This window comes from Achromobacter sp. Marseille-Q4962 (assembly GCF_943737005.1).
GTDB lineage: Bacteria > Pseudomonadota > Gammaproteobacteria > Burkholderiales > Burkholderiaceae_B > Achromobacter.
Genome location: NZ_CALSFU010000010.1, coordinates 1 through 19,566, shown reverse-complemented (window position 1 = coordinate 19,566; position 19,566 = coordinate 1). Strand labels below are relative to the sequence as shown.

The 19,566-nt window shown below is 66.3% G+C and carries 19 protein-coding genes and 1 other RNA gene; 13 read left to right on the top strand and 7 right to left on the bottom strand.

Annotation, left to right across the window (positions count from 1 at the left end; all coding sequences use genetic code 11):
* The first annotated feature begins 12 nt into the window (after nucleotides 1–12).
* The 4 genes from NGJ44_RS10350 to NGJ44_RS10335 all read left to right on the top strand — a co-directional run bounded on the left by NGJ44_RS10350 (nucleotide 13) and on the right by NGJ44_RS10335 (nucleotide 4,899).
* Nucleotides 13–1,506 (top strand): sensor histidine kinase, encoded by a 1,494-nt coding sequence (locus NGJ44_RS10350; protein ID WP_251863936.1) that lies wholly within the window; start codon nucleotides 13–15, stop codon nucleotides 1,504–1,506.
* 271 nt (nucleotides 1,507–1,777) lie between these two features.
* The gene (locus NGJ44_RS10345) at nucleotides 1,778–2,257 is read left to right on the top strand and encodes a tripartite tricarboxylate transporter TctB family protein (protein WP_200907973.1); all 480 of its coding nucleotides are present in this window, start codon (nucleotides 1,778–1,780) and stop codon (nucleotides 2,255–2,257) included.
* Between the two features lie 6 nt (nucleotides 2,258–2,263).
* The gene (locus tag NGJ44_RS10340) at nucleotides 2,264–3,790 is read left to right on the top strand and encodes a tripartite tricarboxylate transporter permease (protein ID WP_053243985.1); all 1,527 of its coding nucleotides are present in this window, start codon (nucleotides 2,264–2,266) and stop codon (nucleotides 3,788–3,790) included.
* Nucleotides 3,791–3,969: 179 nt separating this feature from the next.
* Nucleotides 3,970–4,899 carry a 2-hydroxyacid dehydrogenase gene (locus tag NGJ44_RS10335; RefSeq protein WP_251863855.1) on the top strand — a complete coding sequence of 310 codons (930 nt, stop codon included), beginning with the start codon at nucleotides 3,970–3,972 and terminating at the stop codon, nucleotides 4,897–4,899.
* Between the two features lie 39 nt (nucleotides 4,900–4,938).
* On the opposite strand, the gene NGJ44_RS10330 is transcribed toward NGJ44_RS10335, so the two are convergent.
* Nucleotides 4,939–5,874 carry a LysR family transcriptional regulator gene (locus NGJ44_RS10330; protein ID WP_251863854.1) on the bottom strand — a complete coding sequence of 312 codons (936 nt, stop codon included), beginning with the start codon at nucleotides 5,872–5,874 and terminating at the stop codon, nucleotides 4,939–4,941.
* Between the two features lie 139 nt (nucleotides 5,875–6,013).
* Here NGJ44_RS10330 and NGJ44_RS10325 point away from each other — a divergent pair, with 139 nt between their 5' ends.
* Nucleotides 6,014–6,646 carry an FMN-dependent NADH-azoreductase gene (locus NGJ44_RS10325; RefSeq protein ID WP_053243986.1) on the top strand — a complete coding sequence of 211 codons (633 nt, stop codon included), beginning with the start codon at nucleotides 6,014–6,016 and terminating at the stop codon, nucleotides 6,644–6,646.
* Nucleotides 6,647–6,698: 52 nt separating this feature from the next.
* On the opposite strand, the gene NGJ44_RS10320 is transcribed toward NGJ44_RS10325, so the two are convergent.
* From NGJ44_RS10320 to NGJ44_RS10305, 4 genes are all read right to left on the bottom strand, one after another.
* Nucleotides 6,699–7,604 carry an NAD(P)-dependent oxidoreductase gene (locus NGJ44_RS10320; protein ID WP_053243987.1) on the bottom strand — a complete coding sequence of 302 codons (906 nt, stop codon included), beginning with the start codon at nucleotides 7,602–7,604 and terminating at the stop codon, nucleotides 6,699–6,701.
* Nucleotides 7,605–7,675: 71 nt separating this feature from the next.
* Entirely contained in the window at nucleotides 7,676–9,280 is a 1,605-nt protein-coding gene (locus NGJ44_RS10315; RefSeq protein ID WP_251863853.1) for a gamma-glutamyltransferase family protein, read from the bottom strand.
* Between the two features lie 181 nt (nucleotides 9,281–9,461).
* Nucleotides 9,462–10,967, bottom strand: a complete 1,506-nt coding sequence (locus NGJ44_RS10310; RefSeq protein ID WP_053243989.1) for a tripartite tricarboxylate transporter permease — start codon at nucleotides 10,965–10,967, stop codon at nucleotides 9,462–9,464.
* Between the two features lie 17 nt (nucleotides 10,968–10,984).
* Nucleotides 10,985–11,446, bottom strand: a complete 462-nt coding sequence (locus tag NGJ44_RS10305; RefSeq protein ID WP_053243990.1) for a tripartite tricarboxylate transporter TctB family protein — start codon at nucleotides 11,444–11,446, stop codon at nucleotides 10,985–10,987.
* 586 nt (nucleotides 11,447–12,032) lie between these two features.
* Between NGJ44_RS10305 and NGJ44_RS10300 the strand changes: the two genes are divergently transcribed.
* The 4 genes from NGJ44_RS10300 to NGJ44_RS10285 all read left to right on the top strand — a co-directional run bounded on the left by NGJ44_RS10300 (nucleotide 12,033) and on the right by NGJ44_RS10285 (nucleotide 13,883).
* The gene (locus tag NGJ44_RS10300) at nucleotides 12,033–12,479 is read left to right on the top strand and encodes a hypothetical protein (RefSeq protein ID WP_053243991.1); all 447 of its coding nucleotides are present in this window, start codon (nucleotides 12,033–12,035) and stop codon (nucleotides 12,477–12,479) included.
* Nucleotides 12,479–12,790 (top strand): cell division protein ZapA, encoded by a 312-nt coding sequence (locus tag NGJ44_RS10295; RefSeq protein ID WP_053243992.1) that lies wholly within the window; start codon nucleotides 12,479–12,481, stop codon nucleotides 12,788–12,790. The genes NGJ44_RS10300 and NGJ44_RS10295 overlap by 1 nt, the downstream gene beginning before the upstream one ends.
* Before the next feature lie 48 nt (nucleotides 12,791–12,838).
* Nucleotides 12,839–13,023: non-coding RNA, 6S RNA (ssrS, locus tag NGJ44_RS10290), on the top strand.
* Between the two features lie 104 nt (nucleotides 13,024–13,127).
* The gene (locus NGJ44_RS10285) at nucleotides 13,128–13,883 is read left to right on the top strand and encodes an SIMPL domain-containing protein (protein WP_053243993.1); all 756 of its coding nucleotides are present in this window, start codon (nucleotides 13,128–13,130) and stop codon (nucleotides 13,881–13,883) included.
* Here the strand turns inward: NGJ44_RS10285 and lgt are convergent.
* Nucleotides 13,858–14,646: a prolipoprotein diacylglyceryl transferase gene (lgt, locus tag NGJ44_RS10280; RefSeq protein ID WP_053243994.1), complete on the bottom strand. Its 789-nt coding sequence runs from the start codon at nucleotides 14,644–14,646 to the stop codon at nucleotides 13,858–13,860. The genes NGJ44_RS10285 and lgt overlap by 26 nt on opposite strands.
* Before the next feature lie 131 nt (nucleotides 14,647–14,777).
* On the opposite strand from lgt, the gene ilvD reads away from it, so the two are divergent.
* From ilvD to msrA, 3 genes are read left to right on the top strand one after another with little or no spacing between them, the layout of a single operon-like run.
* Nucleotides 14,778–16,463 (top strand): dihydroxy-acid dehydratase, encoded by a 1,686-nt coding sequence (ilvD, locus tag NGJ44_RS10275; protein WP_053243995.1) that lies wholly within the window; start codon nucleotides 14,778–14,780, stop codon nucleotides 16,461–16,463.
* On the top strand, nucleotides 16,447–16,782 hold the full coding sequence (locus NGJ44_RS10270; RefSeq protein ID WP_053243996.1) for a c-type cytochrome: 336 nt from the start codon (nucleotides 16,447–16,449) through the stop codon (nucleotides 16,780–16,782). The genes ilvD and NGJ44_RS10270 overlap by 17 nt, the downstream gene beginning before the upstream one ends.
* Before the next feature lie 51 nt (nucleotides 16,783–16,833).
* Nucleotides 16,834–17,388 carry a peptide-methionine (S)-S-oxide reductase MsrA gene (msrA, locus tag NGJ44_RS10265; protein ID WP_053243997.1) on the top strand — a complete coding sequence of 185 codons (555 nt, stop codon included), beginning with the start codon at nucleotides 16,834–16,836 and terminating at the stop codon, nucleotides 17,386–17,388.
* Nucleotides 17,389–17,512: 124 nt separating this feature from the next.
* On the opposite strand, the gene hppD is transcribed toward msrA, so the two are convergent.
* Nucleotides 17,513–18,625 carry a 4-hydroxyphenylpyruvate dioxygenase gene (gene hppD / locus NGJ44_RS10260; RefSeq protein ID WP_053243998.1) on the bottom strand — a complete coding sequence of 371 codons (1,113 nt, stop codon included), beginning with the start codon at nucleotides 18,623–18,625 and terminating at the stop codon, nucleotides 17,513–17,515.
* Between the two features lie 157 nt (nucleotides 18,626–18,782).
* Here hppD and NGJ44_RS10255 point away from each other — a divergent pair, with 157 nt between their 5' ends.
* Complete coding sequence (locus tag NGJ44_RS10255) at nucleotides 18,783–19,259, top strand: Lrp/AsnC family transcriptional regulator (RefSeq protein WP_053243999.1); 477 nt, start codon at nucleotides 18,783–18,785, stop codon at nucleotides 19,257–19,259.
* Nucleotides 19,260–19,566: the final 307 nt, after the last annotated feature.

Sequence of the window (19,566 nt, the reverse complement as noted above, 5' to 3'; positions counted from 1 at the left end):
CGCATTCCGGGCATGCCGCGCGTGGGCATCCGCGCGCTGCTCATCCTCCTGCTGCTGCCCGGCGTGGTGGCGCTGCTGGTCATCGACAGCCTGAACGACTACCGCACCCTGGCGGAAATCACCAACGAAGCCTATGACAGCGCCCTGGTGGAGCCGGCGCGCGTGCTCGAAAGCAGCCTCGAATTCACGCCCTCGGGCGAGCTGCAGGTGGCCACGCCGCTGTACGCGCAGGTGATGCTGGAATCGCGCGCTGGCCTGCGCAAGTATTTCCGCATGGAGGAAATCTCCCCGCCGCTGCCCGACGGTTCCCCCGTGCCGCAGGAGCAGGGCAAGACGCTGCTGGGCATGCCCGACATGCCGCGTCCGCCCGTCTGGCCGCGCGCCAACGGCCAGCCCGTTTTCTACGACAGCGTTTACCGCAACGATCCCGTGCGCGTGGTGTCGGTGCTGCGCGACCTCTACTACCACGGCCGCCACCGCCAGGTCCTGGTGCTGGTGGCGGAAAGCACCGGCAAGCGCATCGAGGCCGAAGACCGGGCGCGCCGCCAGGAGATCCTGCGCGATGCGCGCATGCTGGCCCTGGTGGTGCTTCTCGTATGGTGGGGCGTGTCGTGGGCGCTCAAGCCGCTGCGCCGCCTGCGCGCCGACATCCGCGGGCGGCGTCCCGATGACCTCACGCCGCTCGACGCCTCGCGCGTGCCCAGCGAAGTGGCGCCGCTGGTCGAGGCCGTCAACCATCACATCGCGCGCTACCGGCGCGTGCTCGACGAGCAGTCGCACTTCCTGGCCGACGCCTCGCACCAGTTGCGCACGCCGCTGGCCATCATGCTGACCCAGGCGCAGTACGCGCTGCGCGAGCCCGATCCGGCGCGGGCGCGCGAGGGCCTGCGCGCCATCGTCGACCAGTTGGGCCGCACGCGCCGCCTGACCGAGCAACTGCTTTCGCTGGCGCACGCCAACCAGGCCGAGGCGCCGCCGCGCCAGCTTCTCGACCTGAACGACGTGTCGCGCGAGGTGGTGCTCCAGTACCTGCCGCTGGCCCACGAGAGGCAGCAGGATCTCGGCTGGGTGCAGGCGGGGTCGGAAGAGGGCAGGGAACTCGCCGCCATCGTATGCGGCAACGAGGCCGAGCTGCACGAGGCGCTGTCCAACCTCGTGCACAACGCCATCAACTATGCGGGCCCCGGCGCGCGCATCACCGTAGGCGTGGGGCTGGCGGGCGAGCGCGCCGAGGTCTCGGTGGCCGACAACGGCCCCGGCCTGGACCCCGTGCTGCGCGAGCGCGCCTTCTCGCGCTTCGAGCGGGTCGGCACCGACAAGCCGCTTTCCTCGTCCGGCTCGGGCCTGGGGCTGGCCATCGCGCGGGCCTATGCCCGCCGCAACGGCGGCGATATCGAACTGCGCGACGGAGAACCCAACGCCCGGGGCGGCGTGGGCCTGGCGGCCGTGCTGTGGCTGCCCGCGGCGCCCACGGTTTCGCCGTTTCCGCGCGCGGCCGAAGCCTAGCCCGCCCGCGTCCCGCGCCGTCCCGAAAGAGCGTGCCGGCTTCCGCGCCGATACGTGCTTTCCCGTTCCGCGTTGCTTCCGCTTTCAAAAAAGCCGCCCGTCCCGCCCGCGACGCGATCAGGGATTACCCCCGGATTCAGGAAGCAGACAGTCTATAGAAAGCGGATTAGCAGCTTCCTTCCGTAATCTGCCTGCCGGCCTGTCGTCAAGGGCCGGGCGGCGATCGTCCCGAGCGCCGCATCGAGGGCCGGCACGGCCCTGCATCTGGAGGATGGAAGTGCAAACATCAAATAGAAAGGACTACTACGGGGGCGCCCTGATGGTCCTGATCGGCCTGGGGGCGATCTACGGGGGCACCGGTTACCACATCGGCACATTGAGCCATATGGGACCGGGATTCTTTCCGGCCGCGCTGGGCGGACTGCTCGCGCTCACGGGGCTGCTGATCGCCATGTCGGCGCGCAGCAGCGGCGGCGACGAAGCGGAAGCGCCGGTCGAGGGCCATCCGCACGGCCTGCCCGACCTGCGCGGCGGCATCTGCATCCTGCTGGGCATCCTGGCGTTCCTGCTGCTGGGCCACTACGGCGGCCTGCTGCCGGCCACCTTCGCCATCGTTTTCATTTCCGCCCTGGGCGACCGGACCAACACGATCAAGCAGGCCTTGCTGCTGTCGGTGGGCATGTCCGTCATCGCGGTGGTCGTTTTCTGGTGGGCGCTGCAACTGCAGCTTCCGCTCTTTCGCTGGGGCTGATGCGCCATGATTTCCCAATCCCTGACTGACCTCTGGTACGGCTTCGGCGTTGCCTTCCAGCTCCACAACCTGATGTGGTCGTTCTTCGGCGTGCTGGTGGGCAACCTCATCGGCGTGCTGCCCGGCATGGGCGCGCTGTCGGCCATTTCGATTCTGCTGCCGCTCACCTACGTGATGCATCCCGTGCCCGCCATTCTCATGCTGGCCGGCATCTTCTACGGCTCGCAGTACGGCGGCGCCATTGGCGCGATCCTGCTCAACCTGCCTTCGCACCCGCCGCACGCGGTGACCTGCCTGGACGGCTACCCCATGACCAAGCAGGGCAAGGGGGGCACGGCGCTGGGCATCACGATGATCTGTTCCTTCTTCGCGGCCTCGGTGGGCATCATCGTCATGATCTTCGCCTCGCCGCTGCTGGTGGAAGTGGCGTTCAAGTTCGGCCCGACGGAGATCTTCTCCATCATGCTGCTGGGCCTGCTGGCCGGGGCCACGATGTCGCGCGGCTCGCCGCTCAAGGGTGTGGCCATGACCATCTTCGGCCTCATGTGCGGCGTGGTGGGCACGGACGTCAACACGGGCACCATCCGCTTTTCGTTCGGGCTGCTCGACCTCTCCGACGGCCTGGAGCTGGTGGCCATTTCCATGGGCCTGTTCGGCGTGGCCGACTTCCTGATGAGCGTCAACCGCATGTCCATCATCGGCAGCGGCGCCAAGCTCAGCCTGCGCGACATGCGCCCGTCGCGCCAGGAACTGAAAAAAGCCTTCTGGCCCATGGTTCGCGGCACCATGGTGGGCACGGTCTTCGGCGCCATGCCCGGCACCGGCCCGACCATCACTACCTTCGTGGCCTATGCGCTGGAGCGCAAGGTGTCCAAGACGCCCGAGAAGTTCGGCACCGGCATGATCGCCGGCGTGGCCGCGCCCGAGGCGTCCTCGCATTCCAAGACGCAGGTCGACTTCATTCCCACGATGAGCCTGGGCATTCCCGGCGACGCCGTAATGGCGCTGATCCTGGGCGCGCTGCTGATCCAGGGCATCCAGCCCGGTCCCCAGCTCATCACCGAGCACCCGGACATCTTCTGGGGCCTGATCGCCAGCTTCTGGGTGGGCAACGTGCTGCTCATGGTGCTCAACGTGCCGCTGATCGGCGTGTGGGTGAAACTGCTGCAGGTGCCGTACCGCTACCTGTTCCCGTCCGCGCTGTTCTTCATCGCGGTGGGCGTGTTCAGCACCCAGAACAACCTTTTCCAGATCTGGGAAGTGCTGGCCTTCGGCGTGATCGGCGCGATCCTGATGTCGCTGGATTTCTCCGTGGCGCCGATCCTGCTGGGCTTCGTGCTGGGCCCCATGGTGGAAGAGAACTTCCGCCGCGCGCTGCTGCTGTCGCGCGGCGACCTGTCGGTGTTCGTCGAGCGTCCCATCAGCGCGTGGTTCATCGCCGCCAGCGCGCTGCTCATCCTGGTGCAGGTCTGGGCCTTTGTCCGGCGCGGCCGCGGCAAGGGCAAGAAGCCCTTGGCCGTTCCGGCCGCCTGACGCGGTCGCCGCCATGCGGCAATCGAACGGCCCGGCCCTGTGAACTGGCCCCCGAAAGTTGGACGAATCCAACCTTCGGGGGTTTTTGCATTTGATCCGCTTGCGCCGGGCCGTTTGCTTTGCGCGCCGCGATCCCTCATGCTTGCGTTTCCGTAGGCCCGAATTTTCTTCCGACGCCCATGCACATTCTTTTCGCCTGTCCGCATCACGACCCCGACGCCTGGGTTCCGCTGCTGCAAGCCGCCATGCCCGGCTGCCGCATTTCCGTCTGGAACCCCGAGGGGCCGCCCTCCGGCGCGCAGGCCGCGCTGGTCTGGCGTCCGCCGGCCGAGCTTTTCGCCCACGAAACCGGGCTGCACACGCTCTTCAATCTCGGCGCCGGCGTCGACGCGCTGCTCAAGATGCCCGAGATTCCGCCGCACGTGCGCATCGTTCGCCTCGAAGACGCGGGCATGGCGGTGCAGATGGCGGAGTACGCGCTGTATGCGCTGCTGCGCGTCGCGCGCGACTTCGAAGCCTTCGACCAGGCGCAGGCCCGGCAGCACTGGGACACGCGCGACGGCACGCGCCAGGCCGACTGGCCCGTGGGCGTGCTGGGCCTGGGCCAAGTGGGCGCGCGCGTGGCCGCCGTGCTGGCCGATTTCGGCTATCCCGTGGCCGGTTGGGCCCGCACGCCGCGCGAGATTCCCGGCGTGGAGGTCTACGCGGGCCGCGAGGCCCTGCCGGATTTCCTGGCGCGCACCCGCTTCCTGATCAACGTGCTGCCGCTTACCCCCGACACGCAGGACATCCTCAACCGCGACACCCTCTCGCGCCTGCTGCCGGGCGCGCACCTGGTCAACGTGGGGCGCGGCGAGCATCTGGTCGAGGAAGACCTGGTCGCCATGCTGGAAGAGGGCGAGATCGCGGGCGCCACGCTGGACGTCTTCCGCACCGAGCCCCTGCCGGCCGACCATCCGTTCTGGCGCGATCCGCGCGTGCACGTCACCCCGCACATCGCCGCCCGCACCCTGCGCGACGAAAGCATCGCGCAGATCGCCGGCAAGGTGGCGGCTCTCATGCGCGGCGAAGCCATTACCGGCGTGGTGGAGCGCGGACGGGGCTATTGAACGGCCGGAGCGGGCCAGGCTTTTCGGAGCCGGCGCGTCCTAGTCTTCGTTCGCGGCGGGCAGGCGCTCCATGCGCTGGTAGGTTTCGGGCAGGCGCTGCGAAAGAAAATCGAGCAGCGTGCGCACGGCTGGCATCATGCCCCGGCGCGACGGATAGATGCAGTGCACGATGCCTTCGGGAGACTGCCATTGCGGCAGCACCTGCACGAGCTGTCCGCGCCGCAGCGCCTCGCGCGTGGCGATCGATGGCAGCAGGGCGATGCCGCGCCCGCGCACCGCGGCGGTGGTCAGCACGATGAAGTCGTTGCACGAAAGCTGGGGCTTGAGGTCCAGCACGACCTCTTCGCCCTTGTCGTTGCGCAGCGGCCAGTGCACTTCGCTCTGCGGATCGCTGAAGCTGAGCGTGATGTGCGAGGCCAGGTCCTGGGGCGTCTCGGGCGCGCCGTGGCGCTGTACGTAACCCGGGCTGGCCACCAGCGTGCCGCGCGCCGTTCCCAGGCGGCGCACCACGAGTTCGGCGTCGGTATCGAGCTTGGTGCGCACCCGCAGCGCCAGGTCCACGCCTTCGCGGATGAGGTCCACGCGGCGGTTCGTCACCAGCAGCTGCACCGAAATCGCCGGCCAGGCGTCGAGAAACTCGGGCAGGATGGGCGCCAGCACGTCCTGGGCAATGGAAACGGGGCAGCTGACAATCACGGGTCCGGCCGGCTCGGCCTGCAGCTGCCGCATGGCGTCTTCGGCCGCGCGTGCGGAGGCGGCCATTTCCTTGCAATACCGCAGATAGCGTTCTCCCGCCGCGGTAAGGCGCAACCGCCGGGTGGTTCGCTGCAGCAGCCTCACGCCGAGGTTTTCTTCCAGATGCGAAATCCGGCGCGACAGGCGCGACTTCGGGATGTCCAGCACCCGGGCCGCGGCGCTGAAACCGCCTTGCTCCACCACCTGGGAGAAATAGTAGAGATCGTTGAGGTCTTGCATGGTTGTTCTATCAGTGGAACGAACAGTTCATCATACCTCTGTTTATGTAAATAATTCGAGGGTCTACAGTGGAGCCCATGCCTGCGCAGCCGCCGGTCCGATCGCCGGCGCCGGGCGACCGAACCTGGAGATATCCCTCATGCATACCCTCGTCATCCTGTCCTCGATTCTTGGCGAGCGCTCCCACAGCCGGAAGCTGGCCGATCACCTGGTCCTGCGCGTGAAGCAGGGCGATCCCGCCGCGCGCATTACCGTGCGCGACCTGGCGGCCGACCCCATTCCGTACTTCGACGGAGCCGCCGCGGGCGCGCTCTTCACGCCGCCGGAAACCCGCAGCGTGGAGCAGCAACGCATCGTCGAGCGCAGCGACGCGCTGGTGGCCGAGCTGATGCAGGCCGACCGTATCGTTTTCGCCGTGCCTGTCTACAACTTCAGCCTGCCTGCGCAGTTCAAGAGCTACCTCGACCAGGTGGCCCGTGCGGGAGTCACGTTCCGTTATACGCCAGAGGGCGTGCCCGAAGGGCTGGTAAAGGGCAAGGAAGTCGTCGTGCTGACGTCGCGGGGCGGCAAGGCCGCGGGCACGGCGTCCGACACGCTGACGCCGTACCTGCGCCAGATACTGGGCTTTCTGGGCATGGACAACGTGACGTTCATCGCCGCCGAAGGCATGGCGATGGGCGAGGCGTCGGTGCTGGAAGGGCTCGCCCAGGCGCGGGAACGCATCGACGCGCTCGGCCTGCACGCGCCCGTCGACGGCCTGCAGGCTGCCTGAAGCCCGGCGGCGGCCTCGCGCCGGTGCGGGGCCGGGTTTGCCGGAGCGCGGGTCAGTCGCGCAGGCGCTTGATGAGGCTGGAGGTGTCCCAGCGGCCGCCGCCCATTTTCTGCACATCGCCATAGAACTGGTCGACCAGGGCCGTCAGGGGCAGGCGCGCGCCGTTGTTGCGGGCCTCGGCCAGCACCAGCCCCAGGTCTTTGCGCATCCAGTCCACGGCAAAGCCGAAGTCGAACTTGTCGTCGACCATCGTGCCGCCGCGGTTCTCCATTTGCCAGCTCTGCGCCGCGCCCTTGCTGATGACATCGAGCACCAGCTTCATGTCGAGTCCGGCGGCCTGGCCGAACGCAATGGCTTCCGACAAGCCCTGCACGATGCCCGCGATGCAGATCTGGTTGACCATCTTGGCGAGCTGGCCTGCGCCCGGCGCGCCCACCAGCGTGACCGCCCGGCCGAACGCCTCGGCCACCGGCTTGATGGCGTCGAACACCGCCTGCTCGCCGCCGCACATGATGGTCAGCACGCCGTTGACCGCGCCCGCCTGGCCCCCGGAAACGGGGGCATCCACGAAGTTGAGCCCCAGTTCCTTGGCCTTGGCGTACAGTTCGCGCGCCACGTCGGCCGAGGCCGTGGTGTGATCGACGAACACCGCGCCCGGGGCCATGCCCGCAAACGCGCCATCCGCGCCCAGCACCACGCTGCGCAGGTCGTCGTCGTTGCCCACGCAGGCGAACACGATTTGCGCGCCGGCCGCTGCCTCGCGCGGGGTGGGGGCGCTGCGCCCGCCGAATTCCTCGACCCAGGCCCGCGCTTTTCCAGGGCTGCGGTTGTAGACGGTCACGTCGTGCCCGGCGCGCGCCAGGTGGCCGGCCATGGGCAGCCCCATGACGCCCAGGCCCAGGAAGGCGACTTTCCGGGCCACGGTGGGTTCGTAGTTCTTGGTGCCGATCGATGCCATGCAGAAGGCTCCGCTTGATATGGGATGGTGGGAAAAGGCCGTAGGGCGAACAGCCCCTAACCTTAACGCAATCAAAAGCCCGCGGCGAGTCCGTCGCGGCGGCTGTCGCTGGCGCTCACGTAGCCGTCCACGGCGGGATCCCCCAGGCGCCAGATGAACTGGCCCGAGCCGAAATCCATATACGGATCGTCCATGCCTTCGAGCACGTGCCCGCGCACCCGCAAGCCCTGTGCCGCCTGGGCGGAAAGCGCCGGCTCCACGTCCACCGCCAGCCCGTGATTCCACTTCCACCGCGGCGCGTCGCAGGCGGCCTGGGGCTGCTGGCCGTAATCGAGCATGCGCACGAGCGCCTGCACCTGGCCTTGCGGCTGCATGTTGCCGCCCATGACGCCGAAGCTCATGAGCGGCGCGCCGTCGCGCATGAGAAACGCCGGAATGATGGTGTGGAAAGGCCGCTTGCCGCCCGCCACCACGTTGGGATGCGACGGGTCGGTGCTGAAGCCGTATCCGCGGTTCTGCAGGCTGACGCCCGTGCCCGGCACCACCACGCCCGACCCGAAGCCCATGTAGTTGGATTGGATGAAGCTCACCATCATGCCGCAGCGGTCCGCCGTCGTGAGATACACCGTGCCGCCTTGGGGCGCATGGCCGGCGGCGAAGTCCTGGGCGCGGTCCAGGTCGATGAGGCGGGCCCGCTGCGCCAGATAGGCGGGGTCCAGCATCTGCGCGGGCGTGACGCGCATGTGGCGCGCGTCGGCCACCTGGGCGTACACGTCGGCGAAGGCCAGCTTCACGGCTTCGATGAGGATGTGCTGGGTCTGGGGATGGTCGACGGGCCGCGACGCCAGGTCGAAATGCTGCAGGATGCCCAGGGCGATCAGCGCCGCGATGCCCTGGCCGTTGGGGGGGATCTGGTGCACGGTGTGGCCGCGGTAGGCCATGCCGATGGGCTCGACCCACTGCGGCGCATAGTCGCCCAGGTCCGCCAGCGTGAGCGCGGCATCGTGCGCCTGGGCGTGAGCCACCAGCTTGTGCGCGGTTTCGCCCTCGTAGAAATCGCGGCCGGTGGTGGCGGCGATGCGCTTGAGCGTGTCGGCGGCGCCGCGCAGCACGAAGTGTTCGCCCACCTGCGGCGCGCGCCCGCGCGGCAGGAAGTGTTCGGCGAAGCCCGGCTGGGGCTGCAGCAGGTCGGCCTGCGCGGCCCACTTCCGCTGCACCACGGGACTTACCGCAAAGCCGCGTTCGGCATATTCGATGGCCGGCGCCAGGATGTCGGCAAACGCGAGCCGGCCCAGTTTTTCGTGCAACGCCGCCCAGCCTGCCACGCAGCCGGGCACCGTCACGCTGTCCCAGCCGCGCATGGGGATCCGCCCCTGGTGCTTGCGGCGGAAATAATCGGGGTTCCAGGCCGTGGGGGCGGTGCCGGAGGCGTTGAGCCCGTGCAGGCGGGAGCCGTCCCAGACGATGGCAAAGCAGTCCGAGCCCAGGCCGTTGCTGACCGGCTCGGTCAGCGCCAGCGTGGCCGCCGCGGCGATGGCCGCGTCCACGGCGTTTCCACCCTGGGACAGGATGCGTAGTCCGGCCTGGGCGGCCAGGGGCTGCGAGGTTGCGACGATGTTGCGGGCAAATACTGGAATCCGCGTCGTGAGATAGGGGTTGCTCCAGTCGAAATTCATGGCGAACGATCGCTTGGGGGTAAACCCGTAGCTTAACGTAGAAGTCCGCCGGGGTTGCACATTTTGTAGCGCATTGTTTTTATTGGAAATTTGTGACGATGGCGCAAAAAGAAACCCCGGGGCGGGCCCCGGGGTTCCAGATCGCGTGGGACCGCCCGCGGGGCGGTCCGGAGCACGCGGATCAGTCTTCCTCGACGAAGGTTTCTTCGCGCTTCTTGCGGATGGCGGGCAGCGCCACCAGCACCACCAGGAACACCGCGATCGCCAGCAGGGTGGCCGACAGCGGGCGCGTCACGAAGGTGGAGAAGTCGCCGCGCGACAGCAGCAGGGCGCGACGGAAGTTTTCTTCCATCATGGGGCCCAGCACCAGGCCCAGCAGCAGCGGGGCGCCTTCGCACTTCAGCTTGGCCCACAGGTAGCCCACGATGCCGAAGATGGCGGTGGTGAAGATGTCGAACGAGTTGTAGTTCAGCGAATACACGCCGATCGTGCAGAACACCAGGATCGCCGGGAACAGGATGCGGTAGGGCACTTTCAGCAGCTTGACCCACAGGCCGATCAGCGGCAGGTTCAGCACCACCAGCATCAGGTTGCCGATCCACATGGAGGCGATCAGGCCCCAGAACAGCTCGGGGTGGCTGGTCATGACCTGCGGGCCGGGCTGGATGTTGTGGATGGTCATCGCGCCGACCATCAGGGCCATCACGGCGTTGCCCGGGATACCCAGGGTCAGCAGCGGGATGAACGAGGTCTGCGCGGCGGCGTTGTTGGCCGACTCGGGGCCGGCCAGGCCCGCGGGGTGGCCCTTGCCGAAGCGCTCCGGATTCTTGGAGATCTTCTTTTCCAGCGTATAGGAGGCGAACGAGGACAGCACCGCGCCGCCGCCCGGCAGGATGCCCAGCGCCGAACCCAGCGCCGTGCCGCGGACCACGGCCGGGGCCGCTTCCTTGAATTCCTGCTTGTTGGGGTACAGCGAGCCGATCTTGTCGGTGATGTCGACGCGGTTTTCCTTCTGCTCGAGGTTGGTCATGATTTCGGCGAAGCCGAACACGCCCATGGCCACGATGGCGAAGTCGATGCCGTCCTGCAGCTCGGGGATGCCGAAGTCATAGCGCGCCACGCCCGAGTTCACGTCGGTGCCCACCATGCCCAGCAGCAGGCCGAGGATGATCATCGCGATGGCCTTGGGCAGCGAGCCCGAAGCCAGCACCACGGCGCCCACCAGGCCCAGGCACATCAGCGAGAAGTATTCCGCAGGGCCGAACTTGAAGGCAACCTCGGCCAGCGGGGGCGCGAAGGCGGCCAGCAGCAGGGTGGCCACGCAGCCGGCGAAGAACGAACCCAGCGCGGCGATGGCCAGCGCGGCGCCCGCGCGTCCGTTGCGCGCCATCTGGTGCCCGTCCAGCACCGTCACCACGGCGGACGTTTCGCCCGGAAGCGCGACCAGGATGGCCGTGGTCGAGCCGCCATACTGCGCGCCGTAGTAGATGCCCGCCAGCATGATCAGGCCGGCCACCGGAGGCAGCACGTACGTGATCGGCAGCAGCATCGCGATGGTGGGAACCGGGCCGATGCCCGGCAGCACGCCGATCAGCGTGCCCAGAATGCAGCCCAGCAGGGCGTAGGCGAGGTTCTCGGGCGTGAACGCCACCGAGAAACCCATCATCAGGTGATCCAGCAATTCCATGACCGGTAGCTCCTTACTTAATTACCCAGAAACGACGGCCACAGCGGGAAGATGAGTCCCAGACCCTTGATGAACGCCAGATAGGTGAACACGACGAGGAAGATGCCGTTGGCGACAGCGACCTTGAGGTTGAACTCATGGCTGGCCATGCTGCAGATGACCACCAGCAGGAAGACCGAGATGTATACGCCCAGGAACTTCAGCACCAGGCCGTAGAAGATCACGGATCCGACGATGAGAAATACGATGCGCCAGTCGAACTTGTCGACATGCGTGTCTTCCGCGTTCTTGGAAAGCGAGCCCAGCAGGACGATCGCCCCCAGCAGCGCGAGCACCAGGCCCAGCCAGAAAGGAAAGTATCCCGGACCCATGCGGGCCGCGGTGCCCATTTGATAGCTCGTTGCGCCCCAGGCGAATCCCAGTCCGAGGGCGATGAACATCACCCCCGACCAGAAATCCTGTCGATTTCGTAGCTGCATGATTGGTTGGCTCCTGTTTACAGCATGTAGATGAAAAAACGGGTGGCGCTGCCGGGATGCCGAAAGACAAATGACAGGCACAAAAAAGGCACTTGGGCGTGCCATGAATTCTTATGAAAGCGAAGGCCGGGCTTCTTGAAAGGCCGAATGGTAATGGAGCGTTGGCATGCTGCAAACCCTGTAAGCTGTGTGAAAGCCTGGGGTTTTCCCTAAAATACGGGAACTCCTGACCCCCAAATGTTACGGGGCGGCCAGATTGAGGGCTATTTGAAAGCTAAGTGAAAGTTAGGCGAAAGAAAAGCGAAAGCGGCTGTGGCGGTTTCGGCGCGGCCGGCGGTTGCGGCGGTGCGGGCATGTTCGTTGCCGGCGCGCGCGGACGGGACCGCACGCTTTGGTTTTGTCCATCCGCCGCAAGGATGAATCCCTGGTTCCAACAGGACTTTTCCAGTGCGGCCGGAATCGGTTAACGTTCGCGCCGCGCGATAGCCCGCAGTAATCCCAGAGACATTTCCTACTGAATATTGCCGGGTTTCTCACCTTGCGTGAAGAGGCCCGATCAGGTTCAGGATGGTTTACGATAGCGCCCATGCTGCAAGACCTAGACCAACTCGCCGCCCGGATCGGGCAACTGGTGCAACGCACCCGGCAACTCCACGCCGAGCGTGACGCGTTGCGCGCACGCGTGAATGACTTCGAAGCGGAACAGCGCACGCTCAAGCAGCGGGCCGCCGAGCGCGAAGCCGAAATCACCGAGCTGCAAGCGAAGCTGCGCGATCACGACGGCGCCGTCAGCGCCATGCTGGAGCAGGCGCAGCAGGTCGAGTCTTCCCTGCGCGAGCAGCTCGCGCGTGAAATCTCCGAGCGCCAGTCGCTGGAAGCCCGCTACGCCGCCCGCGAGAGCGAGCTGCAAGGCAGCCTGCAGAGCCGCGACACCGAATTGCAGCGGCTGCGCGTGGCGGCCGCCTCGGCCCGCGAGCGCATCGACGCCGTGCTGGCCCGCCTGCCGGGCGCGCCGTCTGGAGAGCAACACTGATGGAACGCATAGATGTCACCATACTCGGGCGCGATTATTCGCTGGCCTGCTCGCCCGAGGAAAAACCCACGCTGCTGGCCGCGGTCCGGCACGTAGACCAGCTCATGCTGCGCATCCAGGGCACGGGCAAGGTGTCGAGCAACGAACGCATCGCCGTCATGGCCGCCCTGCAGATCGCGGGCGAGCTGCTGGCCATGAAGGCGCCCGACGGCCCGCTGGGCGGTTTGGCGGTCGGCGACTTCAAGCGTAGAATCGAGGACATGAACGCAGTACTCGATGACGCCTTGTCGGGTCAGGAAAAGCTGCTGTAGCCGCCGCGGGCGGCGCGGCGCAGTACCGTTCCACGCAGTATTTTCAGTTTGTCCCTGCCGTGTTCGTGACTTGGCCATACATTCTCTGAACCTATGTCTTATGGCATATTGGTTGCGGGAGTGCAGAGCGGGCGCGATCGTCTCCCGTAGACGAACCCGAAGCTCTACGGAACGCGACCACCTTGAACCTCACGGTTCGAGATGCCGGCCTAGACGGCACAGGTGGGGCATCTTTCCTGGCGGACCTGCCATGGCGCAGGTCCGCTCCGGATCCCTCCCCGGACGTTCCCAGACGTTTTTTCCTTCCCTTCCTTGTCCTCGCTTCCAGGACCCGTCCATGCTCAAGAATCCACTCTCCTCGCTGACCCGTCTCGGCGCGGCGTGCGCGGCCGTGGCCGCCATCGGCGCGGCCCAGCCCGCTTTCGCGCAGGCGCAAGACAACCCGGCCGCCGAGGCGCCGGCCAGCCGCGCACCTGAAATGACGCTGCAGGCCATGGCCTCCTCCGAAGTCAAGCAGGACACCGTCCGCATCACGCTGTCCGCGGAAGTGGATGCGCCCGACCAGCCCGCGGCCGGCAAGAAGCTCACCGCCGCCCTGGACGACGTCGCCAAGCGCGCGCGGGAAACCAAGGGCGTCGACGTGCGCACGGGCGGTTTCCACGTCTGGCCCAATACCAATAACAAGGGCAAGATCAGCTCCTGGCGCGGCCAGGGAGAGATCATTCTCGAATCCAAGGATTTCGATGCCGCGGCCGCGTTGGCGTCCAGGCTGTCCGACAAGACGGCCATCAGCAACATCAGCTTCTCGCTGTCGCGCGCCGCGCGCGAGGCCGAAGAGCGCAAGCTGCTCAAGGAAGCCGCCCAGGCTTTCAAGGAGCGCGCCCTGGCGGCCGCCAACGCGTTCGGATTCACGGGCTACCGCCTGAGCAAGCTCGAGCTCGGCGGTTCGGGCGGCGCGGCGCCCATGCCGCGCATGATGGCCACCCAGGCCATGGCCAAGGACGCCGGCGGCGCCTACAGCCCGGACGTTCCCCTCGATGCAGGCAACGTCACGGTGAGCGTGGCCGTCAATGGGACGATCGTTTTGCAGTAAACACGAAAAGCACGGCGCCCAGCGCCACCATGGGCAGGGACAGCCACTGGCCCATGCTCAACCCGCCCGCGAGCAGGCCCAGGAAATTGTCCGGCTCGCGGGTGAACTCCACCAGGAAGCGGAAGGTTCCGTAGCCGATCAGGAACAGCGCGCTCACCTGTCCCAGCGGGCGCGGCTTGCTGGAAAACCACCACATCAGCGCGAAGAGCACGATGCCTTCCAGCCCCAGCTCGTAGAGCTGCGACGGATGGCGCGGCAGGCCGTCGCCGCTTTGCGGGAACACCATGGCCCACGGCACATTGCCGGGCCGGCCCCACAGCTCGCCGTTGATGAAATTGCCCAGGCGGCCGAAACCCAGCCCCAGCGGGATCAGCGGCGCGATGAAATCGCTCACCGCGAAAAAAGGCAGCGACTTCTTGCGCGCGAACAGCAACATCACGAGGATCACGCCGATCAGGCCGCCGTGGAACGACATGCCGCCTTCCCAGAGATACAGGACCTCCAGCGGGTGCGCCATGTAGTAGTCGGGCTTGTAGAACAGGACATAGCCCAGCCGTCCGCCGAGCACCACCCCCAGCACGCTGTAGAAGATCAGGTCTTCGAGATCGCGCGCGGTCAGCGGCGTGGCGTGCCCATGCACGATCCGCCGGCGGCCCAGCAGATAAACGAGGGCGAAGCCAACCAGGTACATCAGGCCGTACCAATGAATGGCCAGAGGCCCGATGCGCAGGGCCACGGGGTCGAATTGGGGATATTGCAGCATGTTCCGCCCGGCAGAAAAAAGTTGAATGATAATAACCGGCAAGCCGCGAAGACCCGCGCCCCGAGAGCCGGCCCGCCCGCCGGCCCCCGTCTGCCGCATCTGAGCCCCGAAGGCCGACAGGAGACCAGACCATGCCGAACAACGAACGTTCCCGCCATGTCACCCAGGGGGTCGAGCGCGCGCCCAACCGCGCCATGTATTACGCCCTGGGATACCAGGAAGCCGATTTCGAAAACCCGATGATCGGCGTGGCCAATGGCCATTCCACCATCACCCCCTGCAACAGCGGGCTGCAGCGTCTGGCAGACGCGGCGATCGCCGCCATCCGCCAGGCGCGGGCCAATCCCCAGGTCTTCGGCACGCCCACCGTTTCCGACGGCATGTCCATGGGCACCGAAGGCATGAAATACTCCCTCGTCTCGCGCGAGGTCATCGCCGACTGTATCGAAACTGCCGCCCAGGGCCAGTGGATGGACGGCGTGGTCGTCATCGGCGGCTGCGACAAGAACATGCCGGGCGGCATGATCGCGCTCGCGCGCATGAACGTGCCGGGCATCTACGTCTATGGCGGCACCATTAAGCCGGGGCGCTACAAGGGCCAGGATCTCACCATCGTGTCGGTGTTCGAGGCCGTGGGCGAATACACCATGGGCCGCATGGACGAAGCGGATTTCAGGCAGATAGAGCGCTGCGCCATTCCGGGTTCGGGTTCCTGTGGCGGCATGTACACGGCCAACACCATGAGTTCCGCCTTCGAGGCGCTGGGCATGAGCCTGCCGTATTCGAGCACCATGGCCAACGAGGACGAAGAAAAGGTCGCCTCGGCAGCGGAATCGGCGCGCGTGCTGGTCGAGGCCGTGCGGCGCAACCTGCGGCCGCGCGACATCATCACCCGTGAATCCATCGAAAACGCGGTGTCGGTCATCATGGCCACCGGCGGCTCGACCAATGCGGTGCTGCACTTCCTGGCCATTGCCCACGCGGCCGAGGTCGAATGGACCATCGACGATTTCGAGCGCATCCGCCAGCGCGTGCCCGTGATCTGCGACCTCAAGCCCTCGGGGCGCTACGTCGCCACCGACCTGCATCGCGCGGGCGGCATTCCCCAGGTCATGAAGCTGCTGCTCGACGCGGGCCTGCTGCACGGCGACTGCATCACCATCACCGGCAAGACCATCGCCGAAACGCTTGCCGGCGTGCCGTCGTCGCCCCGCGCCGGGCAGGACGTGATCCGCCCCATCGACCAGGCCCTGTATCCGCAGGGGCACTTGGCCATCCTCAAGGGCAATCTTTCGCCTGAAGGCTGCGTGGCCAAGATCACGGGCCTGAAGAATCCCGTCATCACCGGACCGGCGCGGGTCTTCGATTCCGAAGACGAGGCCATGAAAGCCATCATGGCGCGCCGGATCGTCGCCGGCGACGTGGTGGTCATCCGCTACGAGGGCCCCAAGGGCGGTCCCGGCATGCGTGAAATGCTGGCGCCCACCTCGGCGCTGGTGGGGCAGGGGCTGGGCGAAAGCGTGGGCCTCATCACCGACGGTCGTTTTTCGGGCGGCACCTGGGGCATGGTCGTCGGCCACGTGGCGCCGGAAGCCTTCGTGGGCGGCCCCATCGCGCTGATACGGGAGGGCGATTCGGTTACCATCGATGCCCACAAGCTGCTGCTGCAGCTCAACATCAGCGACGAAGAAATGGCGGTTCGTCGCCAGGCCTGGGTTCCGCCCAAGCCGCGTTATACACGCGGTGTGCTTGCCAAGTTCGGCAGGCTCGCCAGCACCGCGAGCCGTGGGGCAGTAACCGATGCGTTTGAGAGCTAGTTTTTGGGGGATTTTGCTGTGCATGGCGGCAACGGGCGCGGCCCATGCCCAGACCACCGGCCCGGACCTGGCCAAGCGCAAAGCCTGTATGGCTTGCCATCAGGTGGACGTAAAGCGGGTGGGGCCGCCGCTGCGCAGCGTGGCCGAACGCTATGCGGGCCAGGGCGACGCCATGGTGGAGTATCTTGCCGGCAAGATCCGCGGCGGCGGGCGGGGTGCCTGGGGCGCCGTGCCCATGCCGGCGCAGACGCAAGTCAGCCCCGACGACGCTCATCGCCTGGCCGAGTGGATTCTCTCTCTCGCGCCCGCGAAACCCTGATCCCGGCCCGGCTCCGGCCTGAAGCGGCCATTCATCGAAAAGGAAATCATCATGGCGGAACAAGCAACCCCGGGTCGTGAGGTCGCCGTCCTGGGCGGCGGCTGCTTCTGGTGCGTGGAAGCGGTCTTCAAGGACCTGAAAGGGGTCGTCAGCGTGTTGCCCGGCTATGCCGGCGGACACGTGGACAACCCCACCTACGAGCAGGTGTGCGGCAAAGACACCGGCCATATCGAAGTCGCGCGGATCGAGTTCGATCCTGCCGTGCTGTCCTACGGCGACCTGCTGCGCGTCTTCTTCGCCACGCACGACCCCACCACGCCGGGCCGCCAGGGCAACGACGTCGGTCCGCAGTACGAATCCGCCATCTTCTGGCAGAGCGACGCGCAGCGCGACCAGGCGCAGGCCGTCATCGCCGAGGTCGAGGCGCAGAAAATCTACGACGCGCCCATCGTCACCAGGCTGTTGCCGCCGGCCACCTTCTGGCCTGCCGAAGACTACCACCGCGACTACTTCGCGCTGCATCCCGAACAGGGCTACTGCCAGTTCGTCATCGCGCCCAAGGTGGCGAAGTTCCGCAAGCAGTTCCAGGACCGCCTGAGCCGCTGAGCCTGCCGCCGCACCGGCCGGCTTGCTTGCGGTTCTCCATGGCAAAAAAAACCTCGCCGGGCAGGCGAGGTCTCAAGGGCCGGCGCCGGCTCATGCAGGAGGCCGGCGCTGCCAGGGGAAGTTCTTACTCGACCGCCTTGAGCACGCCGCGGCGCATCTGGTCCAGCTCGATCGACTCGAACAGGGCCTTGAAGTTGCCCTCGCCGAAACCGTCGTTGCCCTTGCGCTGGATGATCTCGAAGAAGATGGGGCCGATCTGGTTCTCGGTGAAGATCTGCAGCAGCAGGCCGCCGTCGGGGGCGCCGTCCAGCAGGATGCGGTTCTTCTGCAGACGGCCCACATCCTCGCCGTGGCCGGGCAGGCGGCGGTCCAGCAGTTCGTAATAGGTGTCCGGCGTGTCCAGGAACGCCACGCCGTTGGCGCGCAGCGCTTCCACCGTGGCATAGATGTCGTCGGTCGCCATGGCGATATGCTGGATGCCTTCGCCACGGTACAGGTCCAGGTATTCCTGGATCTGGCCCTTCTCGTCCGTGCCTTCCTCGTTGATCGGGATGCGGATGTTGCCGCAGGGCGAGGTCATGGCCTTGGACTTCACGCCGGTGACCTTGCCTTCGATGTCGAAATAGCGCACTTCGCGGAAGTTGAACAGGCGCTCATAGAACTCCGCCCATTCCGCCATGCGGCCCTTGTGCACGTTGTGGGTCAGGTGGTCGACCAGGGTCAGTCCCGCGCCGCGGTGCGTCAGGTCGGACTTGGCGTTGGCCGGATCCAGCGGCACGAAATCCACGTCATAGATGCTGATGTCGCCGATGCCGCCATGGCCTTCCTTGCCTTTCCAGCGATCCACCAGGTAGATCAGCGAATCGCCGATCCCCTTGATGGCGGGAATGTTCAGTTCCATGGGGCCGCTGTGCGAATCGAAGCCCCAGGCGCCCAGTTCCAGCGCGCGCTTGTACGCCGCGTTGGCATCCTGCACCCTGAACGCAATGGCACAGATCGATGGACCGTGCAGGCGCGCGAACCGCTGCGCGAAGGAATCGGGCTCCGCATTGATCAGGAAATTCACGCCGCCCTGGCGGTACAGGGTCACGTCCTTGTGGCGGTGGCGCGCGATGGCTTTGAAGCCCAGCGTTTCAAAAACCTTGCGCAACGCCGCGGGGTCCGGCGCGGCATATTCGATGAATTCAAACCCGGCGGTGCCCATCGGGTTGTCCCAGGGCTGGAAGGCGCTGCTCATTGTCTGCTCCCTTGCATCGTTGTTCGAAGACGCCTCGGCGTCCTGTCTGAGGAAGAGATTGTAGGAAGGAAACCCAGGCAGACAATTGCAAAGATGGCGCAAAACTGTGGTGCCTGAGCAATAATATTGCCGAAATATACCTATTGGAGGCAAGAATATGTCTGACATAGAGCTCGATCGGACAGATCTCCGGATACTGGCCGAATTGCAGCGCGACGGGCGCCTGAGCAACCAGGAGCTCGCCGATCGCGTGTCCCTGTCCCCCAGTCCCTGCCTGCGCCGGGTCAGGCGTCTGGAAGAAAAAGGGTTCATCAAGAAATACGTGGCGCTCATCGACGCCGAAAAGGTCGGGCTGGGCCTGCTGGCCTACGTGAACATCCGCCTCAACAAGACCAGCGGATCCAGCCACGCGCCCATGAACGACTTCGCCCGCGACGTGCAACTCTGGCCCGAAGTGGTGGAGTGCTACGCCATGTCGGGCGACATGGATTACCTGCTGCGCATCCAGGTCGCCGACCTGGCGCATTTTTCCCGCTTCGCCATGGACACCCTCATGCGCCACCCCGCCGTCGTGGATATGCGCTCCTTCTTCGCCCTGCAGCAGATCAAGGAAACCACGGAACTGCGGCTGTAGGGGCCGGTCCGTCAGGCGCTTTCAGGCATCTCCCTGTGGAGCAGGGGAGGCGGTGGCATATATATAGGGGGTAGGGGGCTATATAAGTTAAGTAAGATGGGGTGCAGGCTACGGCGGGCAGGCGGCGCCAGTGCGGCATGGACTTTTTGATCTTTTCGCCCGCCTCGCCACACACGCAAAAAATCTGTGCTATAGTCTCGCTCCCTTGCCGCTGGGCCCGGAAATTGAAGCGGGGCGGTGCGGCAGGGCAAGGCGAGGCGCGGGGTTCTGCGGTGCAGGGGGCCACGTGATTTTTGCAAGGCAGTGC

Coding starts and splice junctions, on each gene's coding strand:
- NGJ44_RS10270 (WP_053243996.1), top strand. CDS start 16,447: ATGCGTTTGAGAGCTAGTTTTTGGGGGATTTTGCTGTGCATGGCGGCA.
- hppD (WP_053243998.1), bottom strand. CDS start 18,625: ATGAGCAGCGCCTTCCAGCCCTGGGACAACCCGATGGGCACCGCCGGG.
- NGJ44_RS10335 (WP_251863855.1), top strand. CDS start 3,970: ATGCACATTCTTTTCGCCTGTCCGCATCACGACCCCGACGCCTGGGTT.
- NGJ44_RS10295 (WP_053243992.1), top strand. CDS start 12,479: ATGGAACGCATAGATGTCACCATACTCGGGCGCGATTATTCGCTGGCC.
- NGJ44_RS10325 (WP_053243986.1), top strand. CDS start 6,014: ATGCATACCCTCGTCATCCTGTCCTCGATTCTTGGCGAGCGCTCCCAC.
- NGJ44_RS10305 (WP_053243990.1), bottom strand. CDS start 11,446: ATGCAGCTACGAAATCGACAGGATTTCTGGTCGGGGGTGATGTTCATC.
- NGJ44_RS10255 (WP_053243999.1), top strand. CDS start 18,783: ATGTCTGACATAGAGCTCGATCGGACAGATCTCCGGATACTGGCCGAA.
- NGJ44_RS10300 (WP_053243991.1), top strand. CDS start 12,033: ATGCTGCAAGACCTAGACCAACTCGCCGCCCGGATCGGGCAACTGGTG.
- NGJ44_RS10345 (WP_200907973.1), top strand. CDS start 1,778: ATGGAAGTGCAAACATCAAATAGAAAGGACTACTACGGGGGCGCCCTG.
- NGJ44_RS10320 (WP_053243987.1), bottom strand. CDS start 7,604: ATGGCATCGATCGGCACCAAGAACTACGAACCCACCGTGGCCCGGAAA.
- NGJ44_RS10310 (WP_053243989.1), bottom strand. CDS start 10,967: ATGGAATTGCTGGATCACCTGATGATGGGTTTCTCGGTGGCGTTCACG.
- msrA (WP_053243997.1), top strand. CDS start 16,834: ATGGCGGAACAAGCAACCCCGGGTCGTGAGGTCGCCGTCCTGGGCGGC.
- NGJ44_RS10340 (WP_053243985.1), top strand. CDS start 2,264: ATGATTTCCCAATCCCTGACTGACCTCTGGTACGGCTTCGGCGTTGCC.
- ilvD (WP_053243995.1), top strand. CDS start 14,778: ATGCCGAACAACGAACGTTCCCGCCATGTCACCCAGGGGGTCGAGCGC.
- NGJ44_RS10350 (WP_251863936.1), top strand. CDS start 13: ATGCCGCGCGTGGGCATCCGCGCGCTGCTCATCCTCCTGCTGCTGCCC.
- lgt (WP_053243994.1), bottom strand. CDS start 14,646: ATGCTGCAATATCCCCAATTCGACCCCGTGGCCCTGCGCATCGGGCCT.
- NGJ44_RS10330 (WP_251863854.1), bottom strand. CDS start 5,874: ATGCAAGACCTCAACGATCTCTACTATTTCTCCCAGGTGGTGGAGCAA.
- NGJ44_RS10285 (WP_053243993.1), top strand. CDS start 13,128: ATGCTCAAGAATCCACTCTCCTCGCTGACCCGTCTCGGCGCGGCGTGC.
- NGJ44_RS10315 (WP_251863853.1), bottom strand. CDS start 9,280: ATGAATTTCGACTGGAGCAACCCCTATCTCACGACGCGGATTCCAGTA.